21 protein-coding genes and 1 tRNA gene are annotated in these 21,996 nt (G+C 66.4%); 15 read left to right on the top strand and 7 right to left on the bottom strand.

All coding sequences use genetic code 11. The features are described from left to right. Positions 1–198 precede the first annotated feature (198 nt). Both ADE01S_RS01980 and ADE01S_RS01975 read right to left on the bottom strand, forming a co-directional pair. The gene (locus ADE01S_RS01980) at positions 199–1,758 is read right to left on the bottom strand and encodes an ABC transporter substrate-binding protein (RefSeq protein WP_062679771.1); all 1,560 of its coding nucleotides are present in this window, start codon (positions 1,756–1,758) and stop codon (positions 199–201) included. Positions 1,759–1,908: 150 nt separating this feature from the next. Then, complete coding sequence (locus tag ADE01S_RS01975) at positions 1,909–3,177, bottom strand: amino acid deaminase (RefSeq protein WP_062679770.1); 1,269 nt, start codon at positions 3,175–3,177, stop codon at positions 1,909–1,911. 153 nt (positions 3,178–3,330) lie between these two features. Between ADE01S_RS01975 and ADE01S_RS01970 the strand changes: the two genes are divergently transcribed. The 5 genes from ADE01S_RS01970 (at position 3,331) to ADE01S_RS31430 (ending at position 7,553) form a co-directional block, all read left to right on the top strand. Continuing rightward, positions 3,331–4,122 carry a deaminated glutathione amidase gene (locus tag ADE01S_RS01970; RefSeq protein WP_062679769.1) on the top strand — a complete coding sequence of 264 codons (792 nt, stop codon included), beginning with the start codon at positions 3,331–3,333 and terminating at the stop codon, positions 4,120–4,122. Between the two features lie 77 nt (positions 4,123–4,199). Continuing rightward, positions 4,200–5,540, top strand: a complete 1,341-nt coding sequence (locus tag ADE01S_RS01965) for a replication-associated recombination protein A (protein ID WP_062679768.1) — start codon at positions 4,200–4,202, stop codon at positions 5,538–5,540. Between the two features lie 42 nt (positions 5,541–5,582). Then, complete coding sequence (serS, locus tag ADE01S_RS01960) at positions 5,583–6,929, top strand: serine--tRNA ligase (RefSeq protein WP_062679767.1); 1,347 nt, start codon at positions 5,583–5,585, stop codon at positions 6,927–6,929. A gap of 230 nt (positions 6,930–7,159) precedes the next feature. Continuing rightward, on the top strand, positions 7,160–7,408 hold the full coding sequence (locus ADE01S_RS01955; RefSeq protein WP_082775660.1) for a hypothetical protein: 249 nt from the start codon (positions 7,160–7,162) through the stop codon (positions 7,406–7,408). Further along, entirely contained in the window at positions 7,395–7,553 is a 159-nt protein-coding gene (locus ADE01S_RS31430; RefSeq protein WP_156494246.1) for a hypothetical protein, read from the top strand. The genes ADE01S_RS01955 and ADE01S_RS31430 overlap by 14 nt, the downstream gene beginning before the upstream one ends. Before the next feature lie 112 nt (positions 7,554–7,665). Here ADE01S_RS31430 and ADE01S_RS01950 read toward each other — a convergent pair whose 3' ends face one another. Continuing rightward, positions 7,666–7,995, bottom strand: a complete 330-nt coding sequence (locus ADE01S_RS01950; protein WP_062679765.1) for a virulence factor — start codon at positions 7,993–7,995, stop codon at positions 7,666–7,668. A gap of 303 nt (positions 7,996–8,298) precedes the next feature. Further along, positions 8,299–8,802: an ASCH domain-containing protein gene (locus tag ADE01S_RS01945; RefSeq protein ID WP_062679764.1), complete on the bottom strand. Its 504-nt coding sequence runs from the start codon at positions 8,800–8,802 to the stop codon at positions 8,299–8,301. A gap of 191 nt (positions 8,803–8,993) precedes the next feature. On the opposite strand from ADE01S_RS01945, the gene ADE01S_RS31045 reads away from it, so the two are divergent. Further along, positions 8,994–9,191, top strand: coding sequence for a hypothetical protein (locus tag ADE01S_RS31045; RefSeq protein WP_082775659.1), 198 nt, complete (start codon positions 8,994–8,996; stop codon positions 9,189–9,191). Positions 9,192–9,254: 63 nt separating this feature from the next. Further along, positions 9,255–10,448, top strand: a complete 1,194-nt coding sequence (locus tag ADE01S_RS01940; protein ID WP_062679763.1) for an amidohydrolase family protein — start codon at positions 9,255–9,257, stop codon at positions 10,446–10,448. Positions 10,449–10,460: 12 nt separating this feature from the next. On the opposite strand, the gene ADE01S_RS01935 is transcribed toward ADE01S_RS01940, so the two are convergent. After that, positions 10,461–11,339: a LysR family transcriptional regulator gene (locus tag ADE01S_RS01935; protein ID WP_062679762.1), complete on the bottom strand. Its 879-nt coding sequence runs from the start codon at positions 11,337–11,339 to the stop codon at positions 10,461–10,463. A gap of 161 nt (positions 11,340–11,500) precedes the next feature. On the opposite strand from ADE01S_RS01935, the gene ADE01S_RS01930 reads away from it, so the two are divergent. The 4 genes from ADE01S_RS01930 (at position 11,501) to ADE01S_RS01915 (ending at position 16,325) form a co-directional block, all read left to right on the top strand. After that, positions 11,501–12,628 carry a mandelate racemase/muconate lactonizing enzyme family protein gene (locus ADE01S_RS01930; protein WP_062679761.1) on the top strand — a complete coding sequence of 376 codons (1,128 nt, stop codon included), beginning with the start codon at positions 11,501–11,503 and terminating at the stop codon, positions 12,626–12,628. Positions 12,629–12,643: 15 nt separating this feature from the next. Then, positions 12,644–13,549, top strand: coding sequence for a dihydrodipicolinate synthase family protein (locus ADE01S_RS01925; protein WP_062679760.1), 906 nt, complete (start codon positions 12,644–12,646; stop codon positions 13,547–13,549). Positions 13,550–13,587: 38 nt separating this feature from the next. Continuing rightward, entirely contained in the window at positions 13,588–14,568 is a 981-nt protein-coding gene (locus ADE01S_RS01920) for a Bug family tripartite tricarboxylate transporter substrate binding protein (RefSeq protein ID WP_062679759.1), read from the top strand. Between the two features lie 170 nt (positions 14,569–14,738). After that, on the top strand, positions 14,739–16,325 hold the full coding sequence (locus ADE01S_RS01915; RefSeq protein WP_062679758.1) for an EAL domain-containing protein: 1,587 nt from the start codon (positions 14,739–14,741) through the stop codon (positions 16,323–16,325). Positions 16,326–16,369: 44 nt separating this feature from the next. Here ADE01S_RS01915 and ADE01S_RS01910 read toward each other — a convergent pair whose 3' ends face one another. Next, the gene (locus tag ADE01S_RS01910) at positions 16,370–17,218 is read right to left on the bottom strand and encodes an IclR family transcriptional regulator (protein WP_062679757.1); all 849 of its coding nucleotides are present in this window, start codon (positions 17,216–17,218) and stop codon (positions 16,370–16,372) included. Between the two features lie 172 nt (positions 17,219–17,390). Between ADE01S_RS01910 and ADE01S_RS01905 the strand changes: the two genes are divergently transcribed. The 4 genes from ADE01S_RS01905 to ADE01S_RS01890 are packed head-to-tail and all read left to right on the top strand — an operon-like array spanning position 17,391 to position 21,656. Further along, a complete protein-coding gene (locus ADE01S_RS01905) occupies positions 17,391–19,043 on the top strand; it encodes an MFS transporter (RefSeq protein ID WP_062679756.1) in 1,653 nt (550 codons plus the stop codon). Between the two features lie 14 nt (positions 19,044–19,057). Next, on the top strand, positions 19,058–20,017 hold the full coding sequence (locus tag ADE01S_RS01900) for a carbon-nitrogen hydrolase family protein (protein ID WP_062679755.1): 960 nt from the start codon (positions 19,058–19,060) through the stop codon (positions 20,015–20,017). Between the two features lie 3 nt (positions 20,018–20,020). After that, complete coding sequence (locus ADE01S_RS01895; RefSeq protein WP_062679754.1) at positions 20,021–20,638, top strand: flavin reductase family protein; 618 nt, start codon at positions 20,021–20,023, stop codon at positions 20,636–20,638. 52 nt (positions 20,639–20,690) lie between these two features. After that, on the top strand, positions 20,691–21,656 hold the full coding sequence (locus tag ADE01S_RS01890) for an OmpA family protein (RefSeq protein ID WP_062679753.1): 966 nt from the start codon (positions 20,691–20,693) through the stop codon (positions 21,654–21,656). A gap of 56 nt (positions 21,657–21,712) precedes the next feature. On the opposite strand, the gene ADE01S_RS01885 is transcribed toward ADE01S_RS01890, so the two are convergent. Continuing rightward, a tRNA-Ser gene (locus tag ADE01S_RS01885) sits at positions 21,713–21,803 on the bottom strand. Between the last annotated feature and the right edge of the window lie 193 nt (positions 21,804–21,996).

The raw sequence follows: 21,996 nt of genomic DNA, 5'->3' as shown, positions 1-21,996 counted from the left end.
GGGTGGAGCGCGAGAGTTCTTAAGGAAGAACTCAAGTATCCAGCGCGCGAAACCCATGCTGCCGCAAGAGCGTGTTTTCCGGCCGCTGCAGGGCACCGTCTGCCCACGGCCGCATGGGTTTCGCGCGCTGGGGACCAGGGTTCTTGCCTAGGAACTGCCGCGCTCCACCCATCCTACGCATGCCTCCATTCGTCAGATTTACTTCGCCGACTTCCAGGCGTTCCAGAAGTACGGCCACGGCACGGCCTTGCTGCCTTGCAGCGACGGCGAGCGGGCGGCCTGCGCGTTGAAGTCGCCAACCTTGATGAACGGCACTTCGTCGTACACGGCCTGCTGCACGTCGCCCCAGCGCTTCACGCGTTCTTCCTGGGTGCGGGCCTGGTTGAAGGCGCCCAGCACTTCGTTGCGGCGCGGGGTGTCCCACCAGCCCGGCGCATCCTTGGACGGGAAGTCGATCAGGGCGGGTTCGGGCAGGAAGGGGCTGTGGGTAATGAAGATGTCCCACACGGCCGGATCCTGGCGGCGCTGGGTCAGGGTGGCCCAGTCCACGACCTGCATGTCCACGGTGAAACCGGCGGCTTTCAGGTATTCGGCGGCCACCAGCGCCATCTTGTAGTGGAACTCGTATTGCTGGCTGGTCAGGATGCGGATCTTGCGGTCCTGCAGGTTGGCGCCGTCCACCAGTTTCTTGGCGGCCGCGGCGTCGGCCTTGTTGTAGACCTTGCTGCCCAGCGACGTGGCCCAGGGGTAGCCTTCCGGATAGAGGTCGCCGTTTAGCTTGTAGAAGTCCTTGTTGCCGAAGGCCGCGTACAGCATGTCCTCTTCATTGAGCGCCAGCTGCACGGCCTGGCGGACCGCCAGGTTGGACATGATGCCCTGCTTGGTGTTGAGCACCAGGCGCGGCCAGCCGAAGGGCTTGAGCATGACCGGGTCGGAGCGGCCGTTCTTGAGCTTGGGCAGCGACTCCACCGGCAGCGAGTCGACGTAGTCGAACTGGCCGGCCACCGCGCTTTCGACGCGGGTGTTGGCGTTGCTGACCGGCACGAAACGGATCTCGTCCAGATACTGTTTGCGCGCGCCGCCGTAGCCGTCGGGCTCGCCTTCGCGTTGCTTGTAGCCGTCGAAGCGGACCAGCTGGATGTACTGGTCGGGAACGCGGCTCTTCAGCTGATAGGGGCCGGTGCCCACGAATTCGGTCAGCGTCGGGGCGATCTTGGCCTTGGGCATGATGATGGCGGCGCTGTTGTTCATCGCCAGCAGCGCGGTCAGGGGCGCGTAGGGCTCCTTGAGCGTGATGCGAATGGTGTTGGCGTCCGGCGCTTCCATGCCGGCGATGATCTTCGCGGCCATCTTGCCGCGCGTGGCGGTCTCGGTCCAGCGCTTGAGCGAGGCCAGCACGTCCGACGAGTCCATCTTGGAGCCGTCATGGAAGGTGATGCCCTGGCGCAGCGGGATCGTGTAGGTCAGGCCATCGGCCGAGACCTCGGGCAGCTTGTCGGCCAAGAGCGGCGTCAGGTTCCACTTGCCGTCGAAGGTGTACAGCGTTTCGAAGAAATGCTGGGTCAGGATGCCCACCAGATCGGCGGTGCTGGTCATCGGGTCCAGCGTCGGCGGCTCGCCGATGGTGGCGACCGAGATCGTGCCTCCCTTGACGGGCTCGGCACAGAGGGCGGGGGTCGACAAAGCGGTCAAGCCAATTGCGCCGGCCAGCAGCAGGCTATTGAGCCCACCGCCTCGCCGGGAGGTGCGGAAGTTCATGTCTCTCTCCAGAGGGTCAAAAACAGAGGGTCGAAAATGCCCCCTTGCTGCGCCTTTGGCTTGCGGCCCCCGGGGAGGGGGCTTGCCTTGGGGCGGCCCGGCGGCAAAAAGTGTCGCGGGTGTATCGGGTCGGAACGGTGCTGCGGCGCTTCAGAAAAATGTGTCGGCCACGTCGGTCACGTGGTATTGCTCGTCGACCAGCAGCACCTGGCGCCACTTGTCGAAGGTCAGGCAGGGATGGGAGATATCGAAGGCGATCATGTCGCCGACCTGGATGTCGTCGCCTTCGCCGATCTGCATGAAAGCGTGCTGGTCCATCATGGCCGTGAGCTTCCAGTGGGCGGGCGCGGCGCCGGGCGCCTGCGCGCCGGGACGGTAGAGCAGGGCGGGCGTGGGCAGGCCGGCGTCGAAGGCGGCGTCGCGCTTGCCCATCGCGACGATGGCGCGGCCCGGCTCGGGCAGCGATTGCACATAGGCCCAGACCTGCAGGGCGGGTTGCAGGCCAGGCTCCATTTTCCGGGCGACGGGGTTGTGCGCGTTGATGCGTTCGGCCGCCGAGCGGTAGATGCCCACGTCGTGCGACAGGTAGCAGCCCGGACGCAGCACGATTTCCAGCGGCGCGCCGATGTCGAGCTGAGAGAATTCCTCGGCGACCACGTCGAACCACGCGGAGCCTGCGCCGGAAATCAGCGCCGGGCCGCTCTTGCGCAGGCGGCCGGCGGCGGCCAAGCCGCGCAGTGCATCCGTGGCGCGGCGCAGGAAGGCGCGGATGGCGCCTTCTTCCTGCAGCACGCCTTCATAGACTTCGATGCCGGCCAGCGCCAGCCCCGGCCAGCGGCCGATTTCATCCGCCACGGCCTGCAGCTGCGCCTCGTTGCGCACGCCGGTGCGGCCGCCGGCGGGACCCAGCTCGATCAGCACGGGCAGCACCAGGCCCTGTTCGCCGAAGTAGGCGCCCAACTGGGCCGCGTTGGCGGCGGAGTCCACGATGCAGCAGTAGGTGAAGGCGGGGTCGCGCAAGAGTTGCGCGATGATGGCCATGTTGGCGCGGCCGACCAGCTGGTTCGCCATCAGGATCTTGCGGATGCCGTGCCGGTACGCGGCCAGGACCTGCGGCGCGGTGGCCAGCGTGATGCCCCAGGCGCCGTTGTCGATCTGGCGTTTGAACAGGGCCGGGCTCATGGTGGTCTTGCCGTGCGGCGCCAGCTTGACCTGGTAGGCCTCCATGAAGCGCTGCATCCATTGCAGGTTGTGCCGCACGCGGGCCTCGTACAGCACGGCCACGGGCAGGCTGACGTCTTCGCGGAGCAGATTCCAACGCAGCGCCGCGACGCCCGCGGTGGTACAGGACTCGGGGAAGGCGCCCAGGCCTTTGCCGTTGGGGTCCAGCGGGGCGGCGGGAGAGGAAGCGTTCATCATGGGGCGCCTGTTATGGAAAATATTTACCGTCAAATCGGATTTTTTTCATTATCCTGAAAGAAATTTACAGACGGGAGCTAGGAGTTTCCCGTAGTCGGCACGCGGCGACGGTTGGCGCGACAATAGGAAAACGAGAAAGGAAAAGGAAGAGTCATGCTGAAAGTTGCCTTGGGCCAGTTCGCCGTCAGCCGGGTCTGGGAAGAAAACGCGCAGGTCTGCATCGATCTGATGGAGCGCGCCCGCGCGGGCGGCGCCGGCCTGCTGGTCCTGCCCGAGGGCATCCTGGCGCGCGACATCACCGATCCGCAGATCGTGCTGAAGGCCGCGCAGCCGCTGGACGGCCCTTTCATGAGCCGGCTGCTGGAAGCCAGCCGGGGGTCGCAGCTGGCCACGATGATGTGCGTCCACGTCCCGACGGGGGAAGGGCGCGTGTGGAACACGCTGGTCACCCTGCGCGACGGCAAGATCCTGTCGCAATACCGCAAGCTGCACCTGTACGACGCCTTCACCATGAAGGAATCCACCAATGTCACGCCTGGCGGGGAAATCCCGCCCCTGCTGGACATCGGCGGGCTGCGCGTGGGCCTGATGACCTGCTATGACGTGCGCTTCCCCGAACTCGCCCGCCGCCTGGCGCTGGACGGCGCCGACCTGCTGGTGCTGCCGGCCGCCTGGGTGCGCGGCCCGTTGAAGGAAAAGCACTGGGAGGTGCTGGTTACCGCCCGCGCGCTGGAGAACACCTGCTACGTGGCCGCCACGGGCGAATGCGGCGAGCGCAATATCGGCTGCAGCATGGTGGTGGATCCGCTGGGCGTGGTAACGGCGCGCGCGGGCGAGGCGCCGGCGCTGGTATTCGCCGATATCGACCCCGAACGCCTGGCCCATGCGCGCAAGGTGCTGCCGGTGCTGGCCAACCGCCGCTTCGCGCCGCCCGAGCTGGCCTAGGGGGACGGGCGGCGGATACGCCTGTCATGGTGTAATGCTGTCTTGATTTACTCGCTGTTTCCCCCCATCTGCTGCTAATGAGCAACGATCTCTTCGCGGCCGATCCCGCGCATCGGCCCTACGTGCCCCTGGCCGAACGGCTGCGCCCGCGCACCCTGTCCGACGTGGTCGGGCAGTCGCACCTGCTGGGTCCGGACAAGCCGCTGCGCGTCGCGTTCGAATCGGGCCGCCCGCACTCCATGATCTTCTGGGGGCCGCCGGGCGTGGGCAAGACCACGCTGGCCCGCCTGATGGCCGACGGCTTCGATGCCCAGTTCATCGCCATTTCGGCGGTGCTGGGCGGGGTCAAGGACATCCGCGACGCGGTCACGGTGGCCCAGGTGGCGCAGGGCCAGGGGCGCCGCACCATCCTCTTCGTCGATGAGGTGCATCGCTTCAACAAGGCCCAGCAGGACGCCTTCCTGCCCTACGTGGAAAGCGGGCTGTTCACCTTCATCGGCGCGACCACGGAGAACCCTTCCTTCGAGGTCAATTCGGCGCTGTTGTCGCGGGCGCGCGTCTACGTGCTGCAATCGCTGACGCCCGAAGAACTGCAATTGCTGGTCGATCGGTCCGAACAGGCCCTGAACGAAGGGCGGGAAGAGGGCGAGATCATCCGCATCGCGGCCGACGCGCGCGAGCAGCTGGCGGCCTGGGCCGACGGCGACGCGCGCCGCCTGATCAGCGCGGTGGAAGTGGTGGCCGAATCCGCGCAGGCGGCCGGCCGCGACACGGTGGACGCGGCCTGGCTGGAAATCTCGCTGTCGCAGAACCTGCGCCGCTTCGACAAGGGCGGGGACGCCTTCTACGACCAGATCAGCGCCTTGCACAAGTCGGTGCGCGGCTCCAATCCGGATGCCGCGCTGTACTGGTTCTGCCGCATGATCGACGGCGGCGCGGATCCCAAGTACCTGTCGCGCCGCCTGGTGCGCATGGCGGTGGAGGACATCGGCCTGGCCGATCCGCGCGCCACCGACCTGGCCGTCAACGGCGCCGACATCTACGAGCGCCTGGGCTCGCCGGAAGGCGAGCTGGCGCTGGCGCAGGCGGTGGTCTACATGGCCTGCGCGGCCAAGTCGAACGCCGTCTACAACGCCTACAACCAGGCGCGCAAGTTCGCGGCCGAGCACGGCAGCGCGCCGGTGCCCATCCACCTGCGCAACGCGCCCACCAAACTGATGAAGCAGTTGGGCCATGGGAAGGCCTATCGCTACGCGCACGACGAGCCCCACGGCTACGCCGCCGCCGAGCAATATTTCCCGGACGGACTGAATCCCTCCTTCTATCGGCCGACCGATCGCGGCCTGGAGGCTAAAATCCAGCAAAAGCTGGCATTCCTGCGCGAGCTGGACGCGCAGGAACGTGCCAAGAAACGGTAACGGGCCGCGCCCGTTGCTTCTCGCAACCTCACCGACATCACCATGCTAGACCCGATACTGCTGCGCAAAGACCTGCAAACCGTCGTAGACCGCCTCAAGACCCGCGGCGTGTCCTTCGACACGGAACGGTTCAACGACCTGGAGTCCCGCCGCAAGGCCGTCCAGACCGAAACCGAGTCCCTGCAAGCCCGCCGCAACGCGTTGGCCAAGCAGATCGGTCAGCTCAAGGCCAAGGGCGAAGACGCCAGCGCCGTCATGGCCGAATCGCAGGCCGTGCCCGTGCGCCTGAAGCAGCTGGAGGAAGAGCTGGCCGCCCTGCAGCAGCCGCTCAACGACCTGCTGATGTCGGTGCCGAACCTGCCGCACGCCAGCGTGCCGCTGGGCGAGTCCGCCGACGACAACGTCGAAGTGCGCCGCTGGCTGCCCGGCCCCGCCGGCGCCGACGGCAACCCGCCGGCCCTGCCGTTCGAGGCCCGCGACCACGTCGCCGTGGGCGAGCCGCTGGGGCTGGATTTCGACATGGCCGCCAAGCTGTCCGGCGCCCGCTTCTCGTTCATGCGCGGCCCCATCGCCCGCCTGCACCGCGCGCTGTCGCAATTCATGCTGGACCTGCAGACCGGCACGCACGGCTATACCGAGTGCTACACGCCGTACATCGTCAACGCCTCGACGCTCTACGGCACGGGCCAGTTGCCGAAGTTCAAGGACGACATGTTCGCCGTCTCCAAGGGCGGCGGCGACGACGATCCCAAGCAGGACGACCAGGGCAAGCCCTACGTCCGCGAAGATCAGTACCTGATCTCCACGTCCGAGATCACCCTGACCAGCGTCGCGCGGGACACGATCCAGGCCGCCGCGGATCTTCCGATCAAGCTCACGGCCCATACGCCCTGCTTCCGTTCCGAAGCCGGCAGCGGCGGCCGCGACACGCGCGGCATGATCCGCCAGCACCAGTTCGACAAGGTCGAAATGGTGCAGATCACGCACCCGGAGCAGTCGTACGAGGCGCTGGAAGACATGGTCGGCCATGCCGAGCGCGTGTTGCAGCTGCTGGGCCTGCCGTATCGCGTCGTCCTGCTGTGCGCGGGCGACATGGGTTTCGGCGCCGCCAAGACCTACGACCTGGAAGTCTGGCTGCCCGCCCAGAATACCTGGCGCGAGATTTCGTCGGTCTCGAACTGCGAAACCTTCCAGGCCCGCCGCATGCAGGCGCGTTTCCGCAACGCCCAGGGCAAGCCGGAATTCGTGCATACGCTCAACGGTTCGGGCCTGGCGGTCGGCCGCGCGCTGGTTGCCGTGCTGGAAAACCACCAGCAGGCCGATGGCAGTGTGCTGATTCCCGAGGCGCTGCAGCCTTATATGGGCGGCCAGACGGTATTGAAACCCTGACGCCTGAGGTGTCCATCCGCCATTCGGAGGATAAAAAGACGGAGCCCTCGGGCTCCGTTTTTTTTTATCATAGCGACATATTCCTGTCGTTTTGGGGCATTAACCTGACGACATGAGTGTCTGATTATGATGTGAGCAATTGTGTAATCCAATAAAAGGGCCGGATAGTTACGGCACAATACACGTTGTGTTCTACACGCTTCATTCACTTATATAACAAGGAGTTGTCCATGACTTCAAGAATGATTGGAGATTTTCGTGTGAGATGCTCCGTGGCTCGCGAAGACGACCAGGGCTACCGCGTGCAGATATGGACCCGCCGGATCGGCGGTACCGCGCCGGAAAAATGCTGGACTGTGCCCGGACAGGCGCCGTTCACGGATCTGCAGGAAGCGGAACAAGAGAGCCTGCAGTTGTTCCAGGGCATCAATGGCGTGCGTTTCAACGGTGAACCGGAGTTTGCTCATGCGTCCGCATAATGGCTGGTGGCGGGCGTCGAGCGCACCCCGCCGATGGATCGACCTCGTCCAGGAAGCGCCCCGTTGGGCCGACGGCAAGGCCAAGCAGGCGCCGCAGCAACCGGCCGTGCTGGCCGGAAAACCCGTCCAGCCCCCGGTGGCCTGACGGAATGCCAAGCAGGGCACCGGACATGCCCTCACTGCCCCGGCATCGCCCGGCGGCGAAAAAAAGGCCACTCGCGAGAGTGGCCTTTGTATTTTCAGCCTTGCGGGCGGGCTCAGTCGCGGTCGCCGTGCCCACGGCCGCGATAGTGGCCATGCCCGTGGCCGCGGCCATGGTAATACCCGCGGTCATAATAACGACCGCCACCGCCGCGATAATAGACGGGCGCGGGATAAACCACCGGAGGCGCCACGTAGACCGGCGCGGGGCGGTAATAAACCGGCGGAGGCGGCGGCACGTAGACGGGTTGGGGCGCCACGTACACCGGCGCGGGATAGATCACGCCCGGCACGCCGATGGAAATGCCGACGTCCACTCTGGCCAAGGCGGCGCTTGAGATCAGCAGACCCGCGGCACCGACACCAGCGATAAGCCATTTTTTCATGTTGCACCTGCCTACTGCGTGACGCAGCAAAGTTGAGTATTCGTTGAGTCCATTTTCGGCCTTTTTCATCAGCCATTCGTAAGCGGGTCGGCGTCAATCGCGACAATCCGCAACTGTCCCCAAAGAAATCGGCCATCGGTTGCTGCCTTGCAGCACCGGGGCCCCGCTATGACGGTGCTAGCGTTGAAATGGATTGAAATCGGCTGGAATGCGGTGAAGCCGGGGCGGGGAGTTACAGACGGTCACTATCGGCGGCCGCCGGCGCGTAACGGTGTTGCGCGGATGCGCCACCGGCGTGGGGGCTCAGCCCTCCTGGTCTTGCTGGCGGCGGAACTCCACCACCCATACCCAGGGATTGGCCGCCCAGGCATGCGAGCCGTAGCGCTCGCACCACGTCAGGGCGAAAGCGGTCTGCAGGGGCACGCCCGGCAGCAGGGACGACGACTGGTACAGCGCCTGTATGCCTTCGGCCCGGGCATCCGCCTCGGACAGGTTTTGCAGGCGCTGGATACGCACGCCCACGATCACGGCCGTGGTGAAGGGATTGCCGGCTTCGTCCGTCAAGACGATGCTTTCTCCCGACTTCCCATAGGGACACCGGACCCAGCTGGAGGTGCGGCGCAGCTCGGAAGGATTATCCAGGGAAGGCCCCATGGCCACCCACCTTCCTGAATCCGAGGCGTCGGCATACCAGACCGTGGTCGGTTTGCTCGGCTGCGGTTTCAATATGCGCCGGCTCTGTACTTTGCCGCCGTTCAAGACAGCCTGTTTAAGCGGTTCGCTGAATTGAAGTGATTGCCTTTTCATACGCTCGCGGTTCCTCTCACGATCAAGGCATATGCGCCATTGCGGCAATTGCCCAGCCGACGCATGCCGACAGCGCGCGGTTTGGGCCTGGCACTGAGCAGTATGCCGTGTCGCGCCCCTCATGTCAGGCACTCCCCCGGATTTAATGTGTCTTTTTGAATACGGAGCGGGGAAGTTTGTATACTCGAAGCATGACTACAGACCTGCATGATCTCAAGCCGGGGTATTACTGGTACACCATGGCGAACGACCCGCTGGCCATCATCCATATCCATGAAGATGGCGGCGCCACGCTCATGGGCACGGACTACCGCATCGGCGCCGAAGGCGTGGCCGACATGGTCCGCCAGGGCGAACGTTTCTTCTGGATCGAACCGCCTCAAGTCTGAGCCCTGGGCGGTTGCGCCAGGCTCGCGCCCGGCCGGCGGCCGCGCGGAGCCTGGGAATCCACCATGACCGACTTATTGTTGAAGAATGTCCGCGTCCAGGATGCGATCGCGGACGTGCAGGTGCGCGCCGGACGCATCCGGCAGATCGGCCCGGCGCTTGCGGCCGAACCCGGAATGGCCGTGGAAGACGGCGCGGGCGCCTTGCTGCTGCCCGGCCTGGTCGAAGGCCATGCCCACCTGGACAAGACCACTTGGGGTTCGCCTTGGTACGTGAACGAAGTGGGGTCGGCCCTGACCGACCGCATCCACAACGAACGGCAATGGCGCGCCAGCACCGGCCATGACGCCGCCAGCCATGCGCGCGCGCTCGCGCTGGCCTTCCTGCGCGAAGGCACGACCCGCATCCGCACCCACGTCGACGTCGATACCGACGCCGGATTGCGCCACCTGGACGGCGTGCATGCGGTGCGCCAGGAACTGGCGGGCCGGGTCGAGATCCAGACGGTGGCCTTTCCCCAGTCCGGCCTGCTGGTGCGGCCCGGCACCGCGGAGCTGCTGGACCAGGCGCTGGCGGCGGGCGCCGACGCGCTGGGCGGGCTGGACCCGTCCGCCATCGACCGCGATCCCGCCCGCTCGCTGGACGTGCTGTTCGGCATCGCCGACAAGCACGGCAAGCCGCTGGACATCCATCTGCACGAACCTGGCGAGCTCGGCGCGTTCACGCTGGAGCTGATCCTGGACCGCACCCAGGCGCTGGGCATGTACGGGAAGGTCGTCATCAGCCACGCCTTCTGTCTGGGCGGCGTGGACGCGAAGCGCCTGGACGGGCTGCTGCGCCGGCTCGCCGCCCTGGACGTGGCGCTGCTGACGACGGCGCCGCCCTCGCGGCCGGTGCCGCCCGTGCGCGCATGCCGCGAGGCGGGCGTTACCATTTTCGGCGGCAACGACGGTATCCGCGATACCTGGACGCCTTACGGCAGCCCCGATATGCTGGCTCGCGCCACGTTGATCGGCCTGCGCAACGACCTGCGCCGCGACGACGAGGTCGAATGGGCCTTCGATTGCGTGACCGCCGCCGCGGCGCGCGCCTGTGGTTTCGCCGATTACGGCCTGGCGCCGGGCGCGCGCGCCGACCTGGTCCTGGTCGACGCGAGCTGCGTGGCGGAAGCCGTGGTGACGCGGGCGCCTCGCCGCCTGGTGGTTTCCGGCGGCGCGATCGTGGCCCGCAACGGCCGGGACGCCGTCACGCCGGCCTGATCCGTCCGCGGTTCAGCCCAGGCCGAGCTGGGTCTCGGTCAGTTCGACGAAGGCCTGCATCAGGGCCGAGCGCACGCCTGCGCGCGGCCAGATCGCGCCCACGGTGCGCACCGGGCAGGGCGGCGGCAGCGGCCAGCGCCTGACGGCGGAGGACGGCGCGCCCGTCGTGGCCCAGTCCGGCAACAGCGCAACTCCCAATCCCTCGGCCACCAGCCTGGCGATGGATTCGATTCCATCGAGCTCGAATCTCACGTGCGGCCGCAGATTGCGCGCCCGCAGATAATCCTCGGCCATCTTGCCGCCCACCACGCTGCGGTCATAGCGGATATAGGGCTCCCGCGCCAGCACGGCCAGCGGGTCGCGCACCTCCATGTCGGCCGGGGTTGCCAGCACCAGCGGCTCTTGTCGCAGGTCGCGCCAGGCGCAGGTCTTGGGAATGGCGAACAGCGGATGCACCAGCAGCGCCCCGTCCAGTTCGCCCGACAGCACCTTGCTGTAGAGCAGGGTGGTGGGGGCGGGCTCTATATAGATTTCGATGTGCGGATGGCGCGCCACCCAGGTGCGCAGCACCGGCGGCATGATGCCCGTCAGGGCGGTGGGCGTGGCCCCCAGCCTGAGGGGGCCGGCGGGCAATTCGGTGTCCGAGGCCGCGGAGCGCAGGTCCCGCACATCGCGCAGGATGGCGCGGGCGCGCTCAAGGATCCGGGTGCCGGCCGGCGTGGGTTTCACGGTGCGGCCCGAACGCGCGATCAGCGCGCTGCCCATGTCCGTCTCCAGCGCGCGCAGCCGCTGCTGCACGGTGGCTGGCGTCAGGCCCTGGTGCCGCGCGGCCTGGGCGATCGAGCCCAGCTCCACCACGTGGACGTAGGTTTGCAGAAAGCGCGAGTCCATCGCCGGGAGTCTCCTGAAAAGATGTTTTTTTCATATTCTAAAGATGGATGAAGATAATTGTTGTTTTCTTTGGCCGCGGCAAGAATACGTCCAGGGCGTCGAGGCAGCGCAACCGTGCTGACGGCGCCAACCTGAACATTCCCGCTACCAAGGAGCCTGTTGTGCCCATCATCGAATCCATAGACGTCTGCGCCGCCGCGGTACCCCTGGACAAAGTCACTTCGTTTTCCAACCGCACGGTTTCGACGCGGCACTACGGCCTGGTCAAGATCCGGTCCACCGACGGCGTGGAAGGCATCGGCTTCTGCTACGTGGGCAGCGCCGGCGGCGCCATCTTCGAGGCCGCGGTAGAGAGCCTGCTGGCTCCGGTGCTCTTGGGCAAGGACTCGCACGCCGTCGAAGGGCTGTGGCAGGCCATGTACCAGGAAGCCCTGCTGCAGGGCCGCCAGGGCACGGTGATGCGGGCGCTGAGCGCGCTGGACATCGCGCTGTGGGACCTGAACGCCAAGGCCGCCGGCCTGCCGCTGCATCGCTACCTGGGCGCGGTCGAACTGGAATCCGTGCCGGCCTACGCCAGCGGCGGCTACTACCTGGACGGCAAGACCCCGCAGCACCTGGGCGAGGAAATGGCCAGCTACGTGGAGAAGGGCTTCCGCGCGGTGAAGATGAAGACGGGCCGCCTGTCCCCGCGCGAGGAAGAAGCGCGCCTGAAGGCAGCGCGCGAGGCCATCGGCCCGGATGTGGAACTGATGATGGACTGCAACAACGCCTGGGAGGACGTGACCCAGGCCATGCAATACATCCGCCGCTTCGAACAGTACGATCCGTACTTCATCGAGGAGCCCTTCGGCCCCGACGATATCGAGAGCCATGCCAAGCTGGCGCGGCTGACGCGCCTGCCCATCGCGACCGCCGAGATCGGCTACGGTCGCTGGTATCACAAGGAGCTGCTGGACAAGGGCGCGGCCGGCATCCTGCAGACCGACGCGGCCGTGTGCGGCGGCATCACCGAATGGAAGCGCATCGCGGCCACCGCCGCCAGCTACGGCGTCATGGTCTGCCCGCACTGGTTCCACGACGTGCATGCGCCGCTGGTGGCGGCAACGCCGAACGCGCGCTATGTGGAGTTCTTCTGGGACGACCAGGTCCTCAACTTCCGCAAGCTGGTCGATCGCCAGCTGACCCACAAGCAGGGCCGCGTGATCCTGCACCAGGAACCCGGCCTGGGATTCGGCTTCGACGAACGCATGGTCGAGCGCTTCGGCAAGTGGACCCGCGTGGCCCGCTAACCCAGGAGAGCCCGCATGAGCACCGCTGCGTCCGATCGCCCGCAGGGCGTCTATTCCCCCGTGTTGACGCCGTTCAACGCGGACCGCTCGCCCAGCGCGCCGCGCTTTGTCGAGCATTGCCGCGCCTTGCTCGAACAGGGCGCGGGGCTGGCGATTTTCGGCACCAACTCCGAGGCCAATTCGCTGACGGTGGCCGAGAAGCGAGCGCTGCTGGACGCCCTGCTGGAGGCGGGCCTGCCGGCCGGGCGCATGATGCCCGGCACGGGCGCCTGCGCCTTGCCCGACGCGGTGGAGCTGACGCGCCATGCCGTCCGGGCGGGCTGCGGGGGCGTGCTTATGCTGCCGCCGTTCTACTACAAGGGCGTCAGCGACGAGGGCCTGTTCCGCGCCTTCGCCCACGTGATCGAGCAGGTGGCCGACGAGCGCCTGCGCATCTACCTGTATCACATCCCCCCGGTATCGGGCGTGCCGGTCAGCCTGGCGCTGATCGACCGCCTGCTGGGTGAATTTCCCGGCATTGTCGCAGGCGTCAAGGACAGCTCCGGCGATTGGGCCAATACGGAAGCGATGCTGCGCGATTTCCAGCCGCGCGGCTTCGACGTGTTCGCCGGCACGGAGACGGTGCTGCTGGAGACCCTGCGCGCCGGCGGCGCCGGATGCATCACCGCCACCGGCAACGTCAATGCCGGCCCCATCGTCGAGCTCTATCGGCGTTGGCGCGAAGATGACGCGGAGGACCGGCAGCGCGCCTTGAACGAGACCCGCGCGGTATTCCAGTCCTACCCCATGATCCCCGCCATGAAAGCCGCGATCGCCGAGCGCCGCGGCGATCCGGCGTGGGCCACGGTGAGGCCGCCGCTGGTGGAGTTGGACGAGACCCAGTCCCGGCAGCTGGCGCAGCGGCTGGCGGCCCTTTCATAATCAATCGCCGGCGGCAAGACCGGCGCGAGGAGACGAGAATGCAACGCAGGCAATTCATGACCGGCGCCGCGGCGCTGGGGGCGGCGCTGGTGCTGCCGGCGGCGGCGCGGGCCCAGGACATGCCGTCTGGGCCGGTGAAGATCGTGGTGGGATTCCCGGCGGGCGGCGGCACCGACGTGCTGGCGCGCCTGCTGGGCCAGAAGCTGGGCGTGATGTGGAGCATCCCCGTCATCGTGGAAAACCGCGCGGGCGCGGCCGGCATCATCGCGGCCGAGCAGGTGGCCCGCCAGCCCAATGACGGCAACACGCTCCTGATGGCGCACGTCAATAGCCACGGGATCGCGCCCGGCCTGCAACCCAAGCTGGCGTATTCGGTGGAACGCGATTTCTCGCCCATCGCGCTGGTGGGCAAAACGCCCACCATCCTGATCGGCGGAGCGGGCCAGCCCGCCCGGACGCTGCCGGAATTGGTCAAGCTGTGCAAGGCCCAACCGGGAAAGATCGTGTTCGGCTCGGCCGGCAGCGGTTCCGCGCAGCACCTGGCGCTGGAAATCTTCAAGGCCCGCGCCGGCATCGACGTGCTGCACGTGCCCTACAAAGGATCGGCGCCCCTGATGAACGATCTGATGGGCGGGCACGTCCAGTACTGCTTCGAAGGCATGACCACCGCCACCCCGCTGCTGCAGTCCGGCAAGGTGATCGCGCTGGCCCAGACCCTGCAGCAGCGGTCCAAGAGCCAGCCGGACGTGCCCACGGTGGCCGAGCAGGGCTATCCGGGTTTCGAGGCCAGCATCTGGTTCGGCATGGTGGGGCCGGGCAGCATGCCGGCAGCCATGGTCCAGCGCATGAACCGGGACATCGACAAAGTCCTGGCGATGGCCGACGTCCAGGAAAAGCTGGCTCAGGTCGGCGCGGAGGACGGCGGCGGCAGCGTGCAGCGCTTCGCCGACTTCATGCGGCAGGAGCAGGAAAAGTACGCCAAGACCATCAAGGACGCGAAGATCGTCGCGGAAGGTTGAGTTGCCGGTCGGCCGCTCGGAAAAATGCCCCCATGCCTCCCGGGGCCTGGCAGCCCCCACGGGGGCATTTTTTTTGGCGCCGATGCCGAAAATCCCGGAGACACTTGCCCCTCAAAAAGTGTAAAAAGATATAACTTCGCCAGGTCGGCGATCCCAGGGGGCTGGCTTCGATGCCGCGCAAGTACGTAATCGGAATCGCCATCGCTTTCGCGGCCGCCGCGGCCTTGCTGCCCATCGGATTCGCGCTGCACATGTCCTGGTCCCGCGCCGTCGCGGTAGAGCAGCGCGATCTCCAAGGCCAGGCGGAGCGGACCCTGAAATTCACCCAGGGCCTGCTGGACCAGACGGTCGCCATGCTGCGCACCCTGAACGACGTGCCGTTCGAGCCCTGTTCGCCCCAGCACATCCGCCACTTGCGGGCCCTGGCCCTGAAGGACCGCGCCGTCGACGAGCTGGCCTACGTGGCCGGCAGGGTCGTGAAGTGCACCACCTGGGGCGTCCCCAGTTACGAAGAGGCCCTGGTCCCCACCCAGTACCTGCTGTCCAACGGCGGCCAGCTGGTGCTGGACGCCGTGCCGGTGGTCAGCCCCGGCATCCGCATGGTGGCCGTGCGCTACGGCGACTACAGCGCATTGCTGGAGCCGGGCCGCTTTACCGAAAAAGGCGCCGCCGACGGCGTCCAGCTAGCCGTGGTGCTGCCCGGCGTGGGCATGCTGGGCACCCGCAACCATCCCGACCTGGTGCTGGTGTCCCAGGCGCTCAACGGCGGCAAGCTGAACATCGACGAGGCCTATCTGAGCGCCGTCGCGCGCAACGCCGACCTGGCGGTCGTCCTGCTGGAGCCGCAAAGCGAGGCCCTGGGCGCGCTGCGGCGCGAGCGGCTGTTCTGGCTGCCCATGGGGGCGCTGGCCGCCGCGCTCATGATCGGGCTGGTGGCGTGGCTGTCGCGCCGGCGCCTGTCGCTCGCGGGCGAGCTGGCCGCCGCCGTCCGACGGCGGGAGTTCGTCGTCCATTACCAGCCCATCATCGATCTGCGCAGCGGGCGCTGCGTCGGCGCGGAGGCGCTGATCCGCTGGATCCGGCCGGGCGGCAAGACCCTGAGGCCCGACCTGTTCATCTCCATCGCCGAGGAGAATGGGCTGATGACGCGCATTACCGAAGAAGTGTTCCGCCTGGTGATCCGGGACATGGAGGACCTGCTCGCCGAGGACCGGGGCATGCACATCGCCGTCAACCTGAGCGCGGGAGACTTGAAGGACGGCAAGGTGCTGCGCGTGCTGCAAGAGATGCTGGAAGGCACGGCCATCGACGCCCGGCAGATCTGGCTGGAGGCCACCGAGCGCGGATTCATGGATGTGGATAAGGCGCGTTGCATCATCGAGCAGGCCCGCGAGCAGGGGCATGCGGTGGCCATCGACGATTTCGGCACCGGCTATTCCAGCCTGTCGTACCTGCAGCGCCTGCCGCTGGACACGTTGAAGATAGACAAGTCCTTCGTCGACACCATCGGCACGGACTCGGCGACCCACAAGGTCACGGACCACATCATCGACATGGCGAAGTCGCTGAACCTGCTGACCGTGGCCGAAGGCATCGAGCGCCAGGAGCAGGCCGACCACCTGAAGAACCGCAACGTGGATTTCGGCCAGGGCTGGCTGTTCGGCAAGCCCATGCCGGCGCCCGAATTCATCCTCTACTACCGGAAGAACGCGGCCACCACGCCGCCGCCGCAACGGCTGCCGGACGCGACCGCCTGAGCCGCGCGCGCCGCGGTCAGCGGCCCTCCGTCAGCGGCCCTCCGTTAGCGGCCCTCCGGATCCACCCAGCCGGCGGTGGCGGAAATCGAGCGGGCCTTTTCGCTCAGCAGCCGCGCGGTGTCGGATTGCAGGTCGTCGTCGATGGCGCCCACCGGGCCCATCAGCGTGATCGCGGCCTTCATTTCGCCCAGCATGTCGAAGATGGGCGCCGACAGGGAAGTGAAGTGGGGCAGCAGGGCGTCGCGGCAGCGGCTGAGGTGGTGCTTGCGCACTTCGTCGCGGATGGCCTGCACGTCCTGCGGCGTATAGGCGTTGCCGGGCGCCCCGCCATGCCCTTCGGGCGGCGGCGAGGCCATTTCCTGCGCCAGCAGTTCACGGGTGCTGGCCTCGGGCAGGTGGGCCAGGAAATTCCGGCCGAGCGCGGACGACAGCAAGGGAAGCACGCTGCCCACGCGCAATTCCAGCAGCGGACGGCTGCGCGCGCCTTCCACCCGGTAGACGATGGTCGGCCCCTTGTTGCCCCACACGCCCAGGAACACCGTATGGCCGGTGATCGCGGCAACTTCGGCCATGATGGGGCGGGCCGTGGTGAAGACGTCGAACTGTTCCAGGGCCGCCAGGCCCAGGCGCAAGGCATAGGGCCCGAGCCCGTAGTGGCCGGTGTCCGTGTGCTGCAACACCACGCCCACCTTCTGGAAGCTCACCAGGTAGTAATGGACGTTGGGCACCGTGAGTTCACAGGCGTCCGCGATGTCTTTCAAAGGCATCGGGCGGCCGGCCTTGCGGATCACGTCCAGGATCCGGAACCCCACTTCGATCGATTGGATGCCCCTGCGCGCAGCGGTTGGCGTCTGTTCTGCGTTCTTTTCGACCTTGCCGGCGGGCCTTGCCATTACTGCCTCCACTGTGTTTCTGGCGGGAGTGTAGCAGCGGCGCCAGCCGGTTCCGGCTGGCGGGCCAGGCCGCCGCGCCGGGTTTTCCCTAGCTTTTTCATGCCTGGCTTTAAGTTTGATAATAGTTAATGAATACAGCAATATCAATCTAAAGCGATTGGGGAAACCAAGCATGGAAGCGAATGTTGCAATGCAGCGCATCGGCGCGGAGCAGACGCTCAGCCGGAAAGAGGAACGCCAGGTGGTGGTGGCCTCGACCCTGGGCACTTTGTTCGAGTGGTACGACTTTTTCATCTACGGGACCCTGGCCGTCTTCATGAGCCAGGTGCTGTTCCCGCAGGACAACCCCACCGTGGCGCTGCTGGCCGCGCTGGGCGCGCTGGCCGTGGGCTTCATCATCCGGCCGCTGGGCGCGGTGATGTTCGGATACCTGGGTGACAAGCTGGGCCGCAAGTACACCTTCCTGATCACCGTGGTGATGATGGGCGGCGCGACCGTGCTGATCGGCTGCCTGCCCACCTATGAATCGGCGGGCCACCTGTCGTGGATCCTGCTGCTGACCCTGCGGGTCATCCAGGGCCTGGCCGTGGGCGGCGAATACGGCGGCGCGGTGATCTACGTAGCCGAGCACTGCGAGCCGAAGCGCCGCGGGCTGCTGACGGGCTGGATCCAGATCACCTCGTCGGCGGGCCTGATCCTGTCGTTGATCGTGATCCTGTGCACCCAGGCCGCGATGAGCGCCGAGGACTTCCGCCAGTGGGGCTGGCGCCTGCCGTTCATCCTGTCTATCGTGATGCTGGCGATCTCGATCTACGTGCGCGCCAAGCTGCACGAGTCGCCCGTGTTTACGCGGATGAAGCAGCAGAATCGCCTGTCGAAGAATCCGGTCAAGGAAACCTTCGGCCAATGGTCCAGCCTCAGGCTGGTGCTGCTGGCGCTGATCGGCGTCACCGCCGGCCAGGGCGCCACCTACTTCACCGGCCAGTTCTACGTCATGATCTTCCTGCAGCAGGCCGTGCAGCTGGACCAGACCAGCGTCTACACGCTGATCTTGATCGGCTTCATCATCGGCGCGCCGACCTTCGTGCTGTTCGGCTGGCTGTCCGACCGCATCGGCCGCAAGTGGATCATGATGGCGGGCCTGTTCGTCGCTGCCCTCGGCTACCACTCGATGTTCGACGTGCTGCTCAAGGCCGGCAACCCGGCGCTGGCGCAAGCCATGCAAAGCACGCCGGTGCGCGTGCATGCCGACGTCAGCGGCGGCGCCTGCGACTTCGGGCTGCAGGCCGCGATGATCGGCAGCCACGCCGACCATAAGAAGGTGTGCGTGCAGGCCAAGAAATTCCTGGTCGGCAAGGGCATCAACTTCGAATACGCCGCGCCGCTGCCGGGCCAGGACATCGCCATGAGCGTGGGCGGCAAGACCGTCAACGGCTTCGATCGCGCCGGCTACGCGGCCGCGCTGACCGCCGCCGGCTATCCGGACCGCGCCGATCCCGCCCGCGTCGACACCACGACCATCGTGCTGATCCTGGTGCTGATGACCGCCGTCGTCGCTATGGTCTACGGCCCGGTCGCGTCCTACCTGGTCGAACTGTTCCCGGCCCGTATCCGCTATACGGCGCTATCCTTCCCGTACCACATCGGCGCCGGCATCTTCGGCGGCATCGTGCCCTTTACCGCGACTTACCTGGCCCAGGCCAGCGGCAATATCTTCGGCGGCCTGATGTACCCGGTGGCGGTGACGGCCGTGGTGGGCGTCATCGGCAGCCTGTTCCTGCCGAACACCCGCGCCCAGGCCATCGACGAAGACCCGGCACACTGATAGAGAGGAGAGACATGTCCACGCAACTAAGCTTCAAGGCAGCCGTCATCCAGGCGGCGTCCATTCCGACCGACAGCATGGCCTGCGCCCAGAAGGCGGCATCGCTGATCCGCCAGGCGGCGGAGCAGGGCGCCCGCGTGCAGGTGTTCCCCGAGGCGTTCCTGGGAGGCTATCCCAAGGGCAACTCCTTCGGCGCGCCGATAGGCATGCGCAAGCCCGAGGGCCGCGACGCCTTCGCCAGCTACCATCGCCAGGCCATCCGGCTGGATGGCGAGGAGGTCGCGCTGATCGCCCAGGCCGCGGCCGAGACCGACAGCTTCGTGGTGATGGGCTGCATCGAGGCCGACGGCGGCACGCTCTATTGCACCGTGCTGTACTTCGATGGCCAGCAGGGCCTGGCGGGCAAGCATCGCAAGCTCATGCCCACCGCCGGCGAGCGCCTGATCTGGGGCTTCGGCGACGGCTCGACCCTGCCGGTCTTCGACACGCCCTACGGCAAGATCGGCGCGGTCATCTGCTGGGAAAACTACATGCCGATGTTGCGCATGTATATGTACAGCCAGGGCGTGGCGCTGTATTGCGCGCCCACCGCCGACGACCGCGATTCGTGGATCCCCAGCATGCGCCACATCGCGCTGGAAGGGCGCTGCTACGTGCTGACCTCGTGCCAGCACCTGCGCCGCGACGCCTATCCGGACGATTTCGAATGCGCCCTGGGCGACAAGCCGGACACCGTGCTGATGCGCGGGGGCAGCGCCATCATCGACCCGCTGGGCGAGGTGCTGGCAGGCCCCGACTTCTCCGGCGAGACCATCCTCTACGCGGAGATCCAGCCGAACCAGATCCTGCGCGGCAAGTACGATTTCGACGTCTCCGGCCACTACGCGCGCCCCGACGTCTTCCAGTTGCAGGTCGACACCCGCGCCAAGCGCGCCGTTTCAGCCATCGACGCCGGCCAGCAGCAGGAGGCTTGAGCCATGCATTTCGATTTCAGCGCCTTGCCAGCGCAGACGGTCTACAACGTGCTGACGTCGACCGTTACCCCGCGCCCCATCGCGTGGGTCACGACGGTATCCGGCAAAGGCGTCGTCAACGCGGCGCCGTTCAGCTTCTTCAATGTCATGGGGCACCAGCCGCCCACGGTCGCGATCGGGCTGATGCGCCATGCCAACGGCGAGCTGAAGGATTCCGGCGCCAACATCATCGAGAACGGCGAATTCGTCGTGAACCTGGTCCCGGAGTCGCTGGTCCACCAGATGAACCAGACCTGCGCCGACTATCCGCCGGACGTGGATGAGATGGCGGCGGCCGGCCTGAAGGCGAAGCCGGCCACCCACGTGCGTCCGCCGCTCATCGAAGGCTGCCCGGTGTCGCTGGAATGCGTCAGCCAGGCAACCGTCGTGACCGGCCCGCGGCAGATCGTGGTGATCGGCCGCGTCCTGGGGGCGCACGTCGACGACGCCTACGTGCAGGACGCCGCGCGCGGCTACATGGACACGCCGGCCATGGCGCTGATCGCGCGCATGCATGGAGGCGGCTGGTATGCTCGCAGCTCGGACCTGTTCCAGCTGGCCCGGCCGACGGCGCCGGTCTGACGGCGCACGGGTCCGTCCTTCCCGGATTTTGTCGCAAGGAGGCCCGGCCCCGATGGCATGCATTGCAAGAAGCGTTCGTTTCGTCCTGTTGAGCGCGGCACTGATGGCGGCCGCGCTGCCGGCCCACGCGGAAGACGTGGCCGGTTCCAAGGACCACCCGATGGTGGGGCGTTTTTCGGGCGCTGAAATCAACACCTACCAGCAGCTGGATTACGACGAGGCGATGTTGCCCGACCGGGCCGTCCCCAAGGAGTCCGAGGCCCAGGCCTTGGCGCTCGAAGGCAAGGTGACCCGTATCGGCTATCGCATCGAAGGCGGCAAGTCCGCGCTCCAGGTCTACCGCAATTACCAGGACACTTTGCGGGCTGGCGGTTTCAAGACCGTGTTCGAGTGCAAGGGCGACGAGCAGTGCGGCGGCGATTTCCAGTCCTTCGTCTTCAATAGCGGCAAGGTCCGCCGGCTTGGAGGGGGCGATGCCGTCTTTGGCGGCAAGTACTACGTCGCGCTTGCCAAGAAAGAAGCGCCGTCGGGCGACGTCTATGCATTCCTGGACGTGATGCAGGACGAGTCCAACAAACGTACGCCCGTGTTCCTGATGGTCGTCGAGGCCAAGGCCATGCAGACGGGCCAGGTCAGCTTGCCCGACGCGACGGCCATGCAAAAGGCGCTGACCGAGTCCGGGAAGGTCGCCGTCTACGGCGTGTATTTCGACACCGACCGCGCCGACGTCAAGGCGGAATCCAAGGCCGCGCTGGACGAAATGGGCAAGCTCCTGCAAGCCGATCCCGCGCTCAAGGTCTACATCGTCGGCCATACCGACAATCAGGGCAGCCTGGCCCGCAATATGGATCTGTCGCAAAAGCGTGCGGATGCGGTGGCCAAGGCATTGGCCGAGTCCTATCGTATCCCCGCCAGCCGGCTGTCCGCCAAGGGCGTGGCATCGCTGGCGCCCGTGGCGTCCAACGATGTCGAAGAGGGGCGCGCCAAGAACCGGCGCGTCGAACTGGTCAAGCAGTAAGGCTGCCCCGGAAAGCAAAAAGGCCAATCCCGAGGGATTGGCCTTTTCTTGAATACTGGCGGAGAGGGTGGGATTCGAACCCACGGTACGGGGATACCGTACGCCTGATTTCGAGTCAGGTACATTCGACCACTCTGCCACCTCTCCTTTCCGCTACCGGATTCGAAAATCCGAGCTCGAAAACGGCGGAAGTCGATTCGTTCATCGCTTGATGAAACGAGCCATTCCACAAAAGATCCCTGGTCGGAAGGATCTTCGTTGTCGAAGCAGCGAAGCCCGCAATTCTACAGGATTTTTTTCTTTTGTGTAAAGGGGGTGTCTGAAAGACGCCCATCGCGGG

This window comes from Achromobacter denitrificans NBRC 15125 (assembly GCF_001571365.1).
Classification (GTDB): domain Bacteria; phylum Pseudomonadota; class Gammaproteobacteria; order Burkholderiales; family Burkholderiaceae_B; genus Achromobacter; species Achromobacter denitrificans.
Note: the sequence above shows the minus strand (reverse complement) of the source record. Positions and strands in the feature narration are given on the sequence as shown.

Bases quoted from the DNA above. Each gene is read 5' to 3' on its own strand.
- ADE01S_RS01920 (WP_062679759.1), top strand. From the start codon at position 13,588: ATGCAACGCAGGCAATTCATGACCGGCGCCGCGGCGCTGGGGGCGGCG.
- ADE01S_RS01965 (WP_062679768.1), top strand. From the start codon at position 4,200: ATGAGCAACGATCTCTTCGCGGCCGATCCCGCGCATCGGCCCTACGTG.
- ADE01S_RS01905 (WP_062679756.1), top strand. From the start codon at position 17,391: ATGGAAGCGAATGTTGCAATGCAGCGCATCGGCGCGGAGCAGACGCTC.
- ADE01S_RS01980 (WP_062679771.1), bottom strand. From the start codon at position 1,758: ATGAACTTCCGCACCTCCCGGCGAGGCGGTGGGCTCAATAGCCTGCTG.
- serS (WP_062679767.1), top strand. From the start codon at position 5,583: ATGCTAGACCCGATACTGCTGCGCAAAGACCTGCAAACCGTCGTAGAC.
- ADE01S_RS01950 (WP_062679765.1), bottom strand. From the start codon at position 7,995: ATGAAAAAATGGCTTATCGCTGGTGTCGGTGCCGCGGGTCTGCTGATC.
- ADE01S_RS01935 (WP_062679762.1), bottom strand. From the start codon at position 11,339: ATGGACTCGCGCTTTCTGCAAACCTACGTCCACGTGGTGGAGCTGGGC.
- ADE01S_RS01940 (WP_062679763.1), top strand. From the start codon at position 9,255: ATGACCGACTTATTGTTGAAGAATGTCCGCGTCCAGGATGCGATCGCG.
- ADE01S_RS01900 (WP_062679755.1), top strand. From the start codon at position 19,058: ATGTCCACGCAACTAAGCTTCAAGGCAGCCGTCATCCAGGCGGCGTCC.
- ADE01S_RS01895 (WP_062679754.1), top strand. From the start codon at position 20,021: ATGCATTTCGATTTCAGCGCCTTGCCAGCGCAGACGGTCTACAACGTG.
- ADE01S_RS01975 (WP_062679770.1), bottom strand. From the start codon at position 3,177: ATGATGAACGCTTCCTCTCCCGCCGCCCCGCTGGACCCCAACGGCAAA.
- ADE01S_RS31430 (WP_156494246.1), top strand. From the start codon at position 7,395: ATGCGTCCGCATAATGGCTGGTGGCGGGCGTCGAGCGCACCCCGCCGA.
- ADE01S_RS01890 (WP_062679753.1), top strand. From the start codon at position 20,691: ATGGCATGCATTGCAAGAAGCGTTCGTTTCGTCCTGTTGAGCGCGGCA.
- ADE01S_RS01910 (WP_062679757.1), bottom strand. From the start codon at position 17,218: ATGGCAAGGCCCGCCGGCAAGGTCGAAAAGAACGCAGAACAGACGCCA.
- ADE01S_RS31045 (WP_082775659.1), top strand. From the start codon at position 8,994: ATGACTACAGACCTGCATGATCTCAAGCCGGGGTATTACTGGTACACC.
- ADE01S_RS01915 (WP_062679758.1), top strand. From the start codon at position 14,739: ATGCCGCGCAAGTACGTAATCGGAATCGCCATCGCTTTCGCGGCCGCC.
- ADE01S_RS01945 (WP_062679764.1), bottom strand. From the start codon at position 8,802: ATGAAAAGGCAATCACTTCAATTCAGCGAACCGCTTAAACAGGCTGTC.
- ADE01S_RS01970 (WP_062679769.1), top strand. From the start codon at position 3,331: ATGCTGAAAGTTGCCTTGGGCCAGTTCGCCGTCAGCCGGGTCTGGGAA.
- ADE01S_RS01955 (WP_082775660.1), top strand. From the start codon at position 7,160: ATGACTTCAAGAATGATTGGAGATTTTCGTGTGAGATGCTCCGTGGCT.
- ADE01S_RS01925 (WP_062679760.1), top strand. From the start codon at position 12,644: ATGAGCACCGCTGCGTCCGATCGCCCGCAGGGCGTCTATTCCCCCGTG.